General features: G+C 71.1%; 4 protein-coding genes. 1 reads left to right on the top strand and 3 read right to left on the bottom strand.

Going from position 1 to position 4,460, the window contains the following annotated elements; translation table 11 throughout:
* The first annotated feature begins 204 nt into the window (after window positions 1–204).
* Window positions 205–1,719 (top strand): FAD-dependent oxidoreductase, encoded by a 1,515-nt coding sequence (locus AC08OV_RS23700; protein ID WP_476620347.1) that lies wholly within the window; start codon window positions 205–207, stop codon window positions 1,717–1,719.
* Window positions 1,720–1,756: 37 nt separating this feature from the next.
* Here AC08OV_RS23700 and AC08OV_RS23695 read toward each other — a convergent pair whose 3' ends face one another.
* The 3 genes from AC08OV_RS23695 to AC08OV_RS23685 form a co-directional block, all read right to left on the bottom strand.
* Complete coding sequence (locus AC08OV_RS23695; RefSeq protein ID WP_476620346.1) at window positions 1,757–2,842, bottom strand: AIM24 family protein; 1,086 nt, start codon at window positions 2,840–2,842, stop codon at window positions 1,757–1,759.
* Between the two features lie 84 nt (window positions 2,843–2,926).
* Window positions 2,927–3,604 carry an AIM24 family protein gene (locus tag AC08OV_RS23690; RefSeq protein ID WP_462188165.1) on the bottom strand — a complete coding sequence of 226 codons (678 nt, stop codon included), beginning with the start codon at window positions 3,602–3,604 and terminating at the stop codon, window positions 2,927–2,929.
* 62 nt (window positions 3,605–3,666) lie between these two features.
* The coding region (locus tag AC08OV_RS23685; RefSeq protein ID WP_476620345.1) for an AIM24 family protein at window positions 3,667–4,460 on the bottom strand (794 nt) is incomplete at its 5' end.

Genomic DNA, 4,460 nt, shown 5'->3' with positions numbered 1-4,460 from the left:
CTCCCGCCCCGATGCCCCCGTCCTGATGCCCGTCCTGGCGGGCGACGAGGTCGACAGGTTCGATCATCTCCCCGGCGGGGCAGGATGCCAGGCAGGACGTCCGGGCAGGACGACGGGGACGACAGGCTCCGGGGGACCGCCGCGGTCGCTCCGCCCGGTGGCGGCCGACGCGGGGGCAGACCCGGGGGGATCCGGGGAGCCGGCATGGGAACACCGTCCGCACCGTTGCGCTGGACCACCCGATGCGCCATCGCGGGCGGTGGGCCGGCGGGGATGATGCTCGGTCTGCTGCTGGCCCGCGCGGGGGTGGACGTCATCGTGCTGGAGAAGCACGCCGATTTCGCCCGTGACTTCCGCGGTGACACGATTCACCCGTCCACGATGGCAGTGATGGCGGAGTTGGGCCTGCTCACGGACTTCCTTCGCCTCCCGCACACCCGGGCCGCCACGCTGGCTTTGGATATGGCGGGCCGGCGCCGGACCGTTGTGGACTTCCGGCACCTGCGGACGCCCTGCCCGTTCATCGCCCTGATGCCTCAGTGGGACTTTCTCACGTTTCTGGCCGAGCGGGCCGCCGCCTATCCGACGTTCCGCCTGGCGATGAGCACCGAGGCAACCGACCTGGTCCGGGCGAACGGACGGGTCGTGGGCGTGCGCGCGGCCGGCCCCCTCGGGGAGGTCGAGATCCGGGCGGATCTGACGGTGGCTGCCGACGGCCGGCACTCGACCTTGCGGTCCCGTGCCGGCCTGCCTGTGCGGGAGCACGGCGCTCCCTTCGACGTCCTCTGGTTCCGGCTGCCGAAAGACATGGGCGACGGGTCCGCGAGCGGCCGCCGGGCGGCGAGGGACGGGAACGGGAACGGGAAGGGGAACGGGCATGGGGAGGAAAAGGGGAACGGGCGTGGGGAGGAGGGAAACGGGGACGGATTCACCCTGGCGCACCTCCGCAAGGGCCACGCCCTGATCACCCTGGATCGACGCGACTACTGGCAGTGCGGCATGGTGCTCCGGAAGGGGTCGGCGCAGCGGCAGCCGAAGACGGCCGGCGGGCTGGCGGCGTTCCGTGCGCGGATCATCGCCGCGGCGCCAGCGCTGTCCGCTGTCGTCGACGACCTCACCGACTGGGACCAGGTGAAGACCCTGGTGGTGCAGGTCGACCGGCTTCGCCGATGGTTCCAGCCGGGTCTGCTCTGCATCGGCGATGCCGCCCACGCGATGTCCCCGGCGGGCGGTGTCGGGGTGAACTACGCCGTCCAGGACGCGGTGGCGACGGCGAACCTGATGGCCGCGACGCTGCGGGCCGGGCCGCCCGAGCCGGCCGAGCTGCGGCGGGTGCAGCGCCGGCGGACCTGGCCGGTCGTGCTCATGCAGATGATCCAGGTCCGGCAGGGCGCCTTCCTGGTGCGCCTGCTGGGTGATGACGAGCGGCCGGCGCACGGCGGCAGCCCGTCACGCCGGGTCACGCGTGCCCCCATGACGAACGCGGTGGCGAACGCGACGGCAAGAACGGTGACGGGGGCGGTGCGGGCCGGGATGTCCAACCTGGTGACAGCCATGATGTCCCATGGGGTGACCGCCACGGCGGCGCCGCGGATCAGACGGGTGCTCGGGCGGGTCATCGGCATCGGATTCCGGCCCGAACACGTCCGCACCCCCGACGTGTTCGCCGAGGATGCCGGGTACGCCAAGAATGCCGAGGGCGTCGAGCGAGCGAGATGAGCCCGCGCGCCGCCCGTCCGTCGCAGGCGGTGTCGCCTCAGCGGTTACCGAACAGACCGCCTAGGCCGCCACCGCCGCTTAGGCCGTGACCACCATGACCACCGTGACTGCCGAGCTGGTTGCCCTGGAACCCGCCCTGACCGAGGCCGAACTGTCCGGCGGGACCGGCACCCGCGATCGCGTTGTACGGCGGAAGTAGCTCGCAGGGCTGCACGATGACGAAGCCCTCGCCGGTGAACTGCATCTGCCAGCTCTCCCCGGTGTTCCCCCGGGGTCGCCACACGGCCGAGGACGTCACCGCCGCCTGCATCGAGACCTGCAGGCTCGACGACCAGCCGACGACCGCGTCAGCGTCCGCGAAGTAGTAGTTCTGATGCGTTACGTGCATGACCAGCGGCGCCCCGGACGTGCAGACGGCGACCCGGCCATTGCCGCGCAGCTCGACCTGGTAACTCCCGACACCGGCGATGCCGACCTGGCTGTCCACCCGCACCAGGTCCCAGGTCAGGTCGACGTTGAAGGCGAGCACGTTCTTGCCGTCGACGGTGAGCCCGTCACCGACCAGGTCGAGGATGTGGATGTCCTGCGCCTGGTTGGCGAGGAAGACCGAACCCGATCCGGAGACCTGCATGAGGTTCAGGCCCTCGCCGCCGCTGAAGAAGCTGCGGAAACGCGAGCCCCAGCCCTCCCAGTGCGCGTCGAAGTTCGCGGCACCCTGGTAGGCGACCATCGCGCCTTTGCGGGCGTAGAACTCCCGCATCCCGCGGGCGCCAAGCGTCGCCTTGAGCATCTTGCCGTTCTGTAGGGAGAACGGCTCGTCCGAGGGACGCTCGGGATTGTCCAGGAGACTGCTGCGGAGGCCGCCGGCCGGCCCACCGGGACCACCGGAGCCACCGGGGGGTGTCCCCTGGCCCGGGGGATAGCCCGGACCACCGCCGGGAGAGCCCGGACCCGGCGGATAGCCCGGACCCGGCGGATAGCCCGGGCCCGGCGGATAGCCCGGACCCGGCGGATAGCCCGGGCCCGGCGGATAGCCCGGGCCCGGCGGATAGCCCGGACCACCGCCGGGATAGTTGCCCTGCGGACCACTCGGGTGGCCGCCGTACATCCCGCCCTGCGTCATGTCCCCGTCCCCGTCCTCTCCGCGGTGCGCTCCGCCGTCCGGCGCCGGTACCCGGCCGCCCGCCCCCACCGTGCCATCGCGGCCTCAGCCCCGCACCGAGAAGGTCGGCCGCTCGTCCTCGCTCGGTTGCACGACGACGAACCCCTGGCCGGAAAAGCCGAGCTGGAACGCCTCCCCGGATCCGCGCCCGATGAGCCCGCCAAGCCGGGCGGTGCGCCGGGGCTCGACGCGCAGCCCATCGGTGTAGGCGACGAGGGCGTCGGTGTCGACGTAGGTCGACGCTTCCCGGGTGTCGAGCACGATCGGACTGCCCTTGGCGGTCAGCGCTACCCAGCCGTGCCCACGCAGCACCACGTTGAACATCCCCATCCCGGACAGCATGGTGATGCCGCGGACCCGCTCGATGCTCCACTGCAGCCCGGCGTCGAAGGCCAGGATGTTCTTGCCGTTGACCGAGAGTCCCTCGCCGGCAAGCTGCGCGACGATGACCTCCTTGCCATAGTCCGCGAGGTACAGCAGCCCCTGGCCGGTCGCCGTCATGAGCGGAACGCCCTCACCCGTCGCCCAGGAGGAGGCGATCCGGCCGAGCTGCGGCGGCTGCGGGTTGAAGTCGATCAGCCCCTCGTAGGCAATCATCGACCCGACCCGGGCAAAGAGATCCTGGCCCGGGTTCATGACCACCTTGGCGATCTTCGAGCCGTGCCTGCTCATCCGCTCCATGATCGGAGTTGGTCCGTAGTGCTGGATCAGGCTGCCCTGCACGGCCCGCTCCTCTCCCCCGGCGGTCCTCCCGCCGGGCACGCTCCCCGGATGGTCGACACGCCTCAGACCTCGTACGGCTGGACGACGATGAAGTGCCCCGCGAACCCCATGAACTGCAGGGCCAGTGCCTCGCCGCTACTGCCGGCGTAGATCTGCCGGGAGATCCGGACCTGAGTCGACACACTGACCCGCATGCCGGTGGTCCAGGCGACGAGGGCGTTCATGTCCGCGAAGGTCGGGCCCCGCACGGTGAGAGTCATCGGGGACCCCTTGGTCATGACGACCACCGAACCCGGCCCGGAGACCTCGAAGTGGAAGAACCCCCCGCCGGGGATGCCGGGGCTCTCGATCCGACGCACCTCGGTGCGCACGGTGGCGTCCATTGCCAGCAGATTCTTCGCGTTGATGCAGAGAGAGGAGCTGCCGAGCTCGACGATATGCAGGTCCGCGGCGTCCTGGGCGAGGAAGACCTCACCCGAGCCCTTGCAGGTCATCAGCTTGAGGCTCTGGCCGGTCAGCTTGCCCTCGATGAGACCGCGCAGCCCGCCGCTCTTGTAGTCGAACTCGACGCTGCCCTGGTAAGCGACCATCGACCCGCGCAGCGCCAACGCATCCGGACCGAGGGTGACCTTGACCAGCTTGCCGTTCTGCTGGGTCCACCGACCGGCGGTCGGCACCTCCCGGTAGGGATCCAAGCTGTTCATCGCCCCGGGCGGGGTAGGTCGGGCCTGCGACGGCAGGATCTCGGGTCCGCCGAATGCGCCGGTCGGCGGCATCCCACCCGGCATGCCGGTGGCGGGCATCCCACCCGCGAAGCCCATGGGCGGCGGCGGTGCAGCGGGCGGCGGCGGTGCAG

It is taken from the genome of Frankia sp. CeTa3Moorea (genome assembly GCF_978021225.1).
This window is presented reverse-complemented; position numbering and strand designations above follow the sequence as displayed.